This window comes from Halorubrum sp. SS7 (genome assembly GCF_005435055.1).
Taxonomy (GTDB): Archaea; Halobacteriota; Halobacteria; order Halobacteriales; family Haloferacaceae; genus Halorubrum; species Halorubrum salinarum.
Map to the genome: position 1 here is coordinate 1 of NZ_SGXV01000039.1, position 4581 is coordinate 4581.

The following is a 4581-nucleotide window of genomic DNA, read 5'->3' on the forward strand; positions in this document are numbered from 1 at the left end:
GTGTTTCTTGAGACCCGCTTAATCGTCGAGTCACCGGTCCGCAGGTTTGTCTTCTCGTCAGATGTCTGCTGGAGTATTGTCGGCGTCGAGCCTTCTGGAGGTTGTTCAAAACCAATATCTCCTAGCTCAGGCCCATTCGTATAGGTCCCAAGATGGTCTGTAAGATTTGTATTGAGTACTGACTGCTCTTTTTCTTGAGTAATCCGTTCCGCAGCCAGAGCTCGGAGAATTTCCTGATAAGACGGGCCATCTCCAGAATCCACTGCGTTTCCGGTAGCGAACAGATTATTCGCTCTTTCAACAAGGCGTTCTGAATTCAGCTTTTTGCTCGCCGCTCCGATCGACGGGATACAGAACGGTTCCAAGTAGTCCGTTTTGAAGGTAAAGTAGCCGCCGCGGAGTACGTATCCAGTACTCCTTAGGTAGAACCAGAACAGCTTACTGTTCAGTAAAGTCAGAAGGTATTCATTGTCGATGTTTTCTTCCGACACGATGCCGTAAACTTTCGACTTATGGAGTACACCAGTCTCGTCTAACGTGAAGTTACCCCCGTAGCTGATCTCGGGAGTGACTATTTTGTCATTCAGAAATTCACCCATGTTCTGGGCCCGAGTGAAGTCATACCACCGTTCCGTGTCCATACTACCACTGTCACGCGATCGAAGCTTCGACTCGTGACTCTTGAAGTACTCAAATGCTCGTGGGAACTCTGAACGAAGGGATTCTTCTGGTATGAAGTCTAGTTCGTTGTCATCAACCCGGTATGGTAAGATGATTTGTAGAGGCGGATTTAAGGGAGCATATCGTTTCACGTCTTTTCCTTTCAAAAAGGGGTGTAGAAGCTCTGATTCTACCTTAAATTGCTCACCATGTCCGTTTTCTACAACTGTCAGATCTCCCATCTGTTCGGTGGTTTCCACCAAGAAAATACTATCAGCACTCGTTATGATTCCCTGATATATTTTCTTCGTAGCATCAGCTAGACTTAGTGGGTTATCCTCGATTTCCTGAATAATCTCTAGAACTTCTGGCGATTGGAATACCCAAGCATCTCCGTCAAGTTCAGGATTGATGTGACGGAAATTAGGATCTTTCCCAGTTGCTAGATCCGCAGGATCGACTTCAGCATATTCGAGTCCGTCCTCGTCATATTTGCTCAATATAAGGACGCAGGTATAGACAGAGGCGTTCCCAAACACCTGCTTGTGACCGAATGAGAGGATCTTATCGAGGGAATCATTGTCTGCGAGGAACTCGCGGATACCTCTTCCAAATTCATTTTGGAAGAATTTGTGAGGCTCAATAAACCCGAGTAGCCCCCTCGGGGATAACAATTCGTACCCCTTCTCGGTGAAGTTTACATAGAGATCGAAATTCTGCTCGGAGGATCGATATCTAGAGAGATACTCCGCCCGTTCTGGCACATTTGTCTGTAGCTCTTGGATTCGCACATAAGGCGGATTCCCGATCACGGTGTCGAAACCGGCTTCAGGCATCCGCTCACCGTCGGCGTCGAAGAACACCTCAGGGAACTCCAGTTCCCAGTGGAAGAAGTCTTGCTCGGCGGCCGTCGCCTGTGCCGATTTGAACCACGGCTCCTCGCGGATCTCTGCCCAATCGGCTTCGTCCTCGATCGCCCCCGCCATCTGCTCGTAGGCGTCCTCGGGCACGTCGACGCCGAACTCCTCGGCGGTGTGGACGTTCGCCAACTCGAAGAGGCGCGTGTACAGCGGGTCGTCGCGGATCTCGTCGTACAGCTCCTCCATCGATTTCACGCTCTCCAGCGAGTCGTTGTCGTACGCCAGCAGGTCCGCCATCAGGTCCATCACGTGCCCGAGGGTGTCCTGCCGAACGCGTGCGAACGCCTGTGTGAGCGTTAGCTGGCCGTCGTTCTCCTCGGTGTCGTCGGAGAGGACCTCCGTGATGTCGCTGCCGACGAGCGAGTTCCCGTCCTTCAGGTGGTGGTCAAGGAAGGCGAGCGGCTGGTCCGCCGCGAGCGTCTCCAGCCACATCGAGAGCTTCGCGAGCTCGACCGCCATCCCGTTCAGGTCGACGCCGTAGATGACCTCCTTCGAGATCGTCCGGCGGATGTCCTGCTCGTCGTACGACTGAATCTCCTGCTCGCGAACGACGCTCATGACGTGCTCGGTGAGGTAGCCCGTCGCCTTCGTCAGGAAGTGCCCCGAGCCCATCGCGGGGTCGAGAACCGTCAGGTCCGTCACGCGGTCGTAGAACCGCCGGAAGTACTCCCCGTCGCTCCGGGAGAGCCCGTCGGCTTCGAGGTCCGCGTGAATCTCGTCTATCAGCGGGTCGATCGTCTCCTCGACGATGTAGGTGACCACGTAGTCCGGCGTGTAGTACGCCCCCGTGGCCTTGCGCTCGCCCTCGTCGTTGACGACGTACAGCCCGCCCTCGTCCGCCGCCCTCCGCGACCGCGGCCATGCCCGCCTCCGGCGCGATCCGGAACTCGTGTTCCAGCAGGCCCTCGTAGATCGAGCCGAGGTGCCGCGTGTCGAGGTCGGCGTAGTCCGCCGGGACGTACTCGCCCTCGTCGTTCTCCGTGGTCGACAGCCGGAAGATGACCTCGGCGATCGCCGGGTCCGAGACCGAGTTTTCCGCGAGGAACTCGTGGTCCTCACGGCTGAATGCCGAGGTCCTCTTCGCCCTCGTCGATCAGCTCGAACAGCTCCGAGAGCCGACCCCAGATCGACGAGGAGTACTGACTGAACTCCTGCTCGAACGCCGCGCCGGACTCGACGTCAAGCCCGTCGACCTCGTCGAGTATCTCCTCGCGTTTCGCTTCGAGGCTGAAGTACTCCTGATATTCCTCGCTGGCGGCCGGGTCGTCGGGGTCGATCAGCCCCCGCGACTCGGCGTAGAGGACGAACATCAACCGGTAGAGCAGCACCAGCGACTGCTCTTTCAGTTCGTCGGCGCTGAGTCCGTCCTCGTCGTTGGGATCGATTTCCAGATCGTTCGACTCGACGAACCCCTTTCCGAGGACCCGCAGCGCTCGGAACACGTTGTCTTGGAGGTCCTCTCCAAGTCTCCGATTCGGACCACACGTCGTCGAGGAAGGAACTCCCGGCCGTCTCGACGAACGCTCCGGGCCGGAAGAAGACGTAGAAGTACTTGAACGCCTCTAGGTTCCCGCTCTCCAGAATCTCCGGCAGGTCGACCTCGTAGTACGTCTGTGTCTCGTAGTCCTTCGTGCCGTAGAGCCGCCACTTCTTCCCGTCGGTGAGGATCCCCCAGTTCAGATCGCCGGGAGTCCGTTCGAGGTAGAACTTGATCTGGTGAGACGCGTCGCGATAGGACCGCTGTTCGGAGAAGAACTTCTCAAAGTCGGCGTCCCACTGCTTGGCTTCGAGGATCGACAGCGCCCGGGAGAAGTGCCCTTCCGTGCCGCTGTCAAGCGCCTGCCGGGCACTCTCGCGGCGTACGTCCTTGTTCTCGAAGAGTAGCCGGTCGACGTAGCCCCCGCCGTCCGGGAGCGTCACCTCGGAACTCGTGCCGTACCCGAGGATGTCGAGAACCTCGGCGATCCACGTGTCGATCAGTTCGTCCTCCTTGTAGGAGGGCAAGAGCGCTCCCTCCCGGTTCCAGAGGTCACGAATCTGCTCGAACGCTTCCTCGGCTTCGGCGTCACAGTCCCACGCGTCGAGGTCGGCAACGCGCTCGTCGAGATAGTAGCCAGAGAAGAGGCTGGAATTCCGGTAGGGACCGCTTCCGAGCGTCGCTTGGCTCATTGAATATCAAACCCACACGTCAGCGCAATTAAATAGATGACGGAGATAGTCACAGATTCCGAACGGTCGCGGGCCGACACCGAGACAACACTCTCAGGTAGCGATTAGAACCGATCTCCCGACGCCGCCTCAGTCGCACCCAACGCCCGCCGATCAGCGCCGTCTCGACCTACTGGCGCGTTTCGACCACGACGTTCAGCCCCGCTCGTTGAGCTTCACGATCGGGCGCAGGTCGGTCGGGTCCGGCATCGACTCGACCACCGCCGCGACGCGGTCAGCGATCGCGTAGGTGTCCGTCGTATCGTCGGCGTAGTAGAGCACCGGCACGTCCCCTCGCGTCTCCGCGTCGAGAAAATCGGTGTCGTGCGTGAGGACGACGTAGCCGCCCTCGCGAGCGAACGCCGCGATCGACTCGTCGTCGACGCCTTCAGAAAGCGCCTCGTGGACGTGTTCCGCGGCGACGCCCTTTCCCCGGAGTGACTCCGCGACCCGCGGACTCGTGTCCTCGTCGACGAGGACCCGATACTCCATCCGGTTTCGCGCCCTCGTCGCCTTTCAGCTCCGACAGCGACACCGCACCCGCCTCCTGCGCCGCAGCCTCGCGGTCAGCCCGCTGACGCTCGACCGCCGCCATCCCGTCGGGGTGACTGTGGTAGTACTGGAGCGCGCCGTACATGTCCGCCACGTCGAGGTCGAGCTGGTCGGCCACCTCGTCGGCCGACTTTCCGGCCCCCTCGACGAGCCCCTGAATCCGCCGGACGGTCACGCGCCGCCCCTCGATATGCGGCTCGTCGTGGACCTCGGTCCCGATCCGAACCGACGACTGTGCCAT

1 protein-coding gene and 2 pseudogenes are annotated in these 4581 nt (G+C 58.9%); all 3 read right to left on the minus strand.

Annotation, left to right across the window (positions count from 1 at the left end):
* Positions 1 to 3749: pseudogene (locus tag EXE44_RS22215) on the minus strand (Eco57I restriction-modification methylase domain-containing protein); the annotation flags it as partial.
* A gap of 195 nt (positions 3750 to 3944) precedes the next feature.
* Positions 3945 to 4280, minus strand: a complete 336-nt coding sequence (locus EXE44_RS16035) for a DUF5615 family PIN-like protein (protein WP_137694793.1) — start codon at positions 4278 to 4280, stop codon at positions 3945 to 3947.
* A gap of 7 nt (positions 4281 to 4287) precedes the next feature.
* A pseudogene (locus tag EXE44_RS16040) lies at positions 4288 to 4581 on the minus strand (DUF433 domain-containing protein); the annotation flags it as partial.

Excerpts from the sequence above, each read along its gene's own strand:
- EXE44_RS16035 (WP_137694793.1), bottom strand. The coding sequence starts at position 4,280 with ATGGAGTATCGGGTCCTCGTCGACGAGGACACGAGTCCGCGGGTCGCG.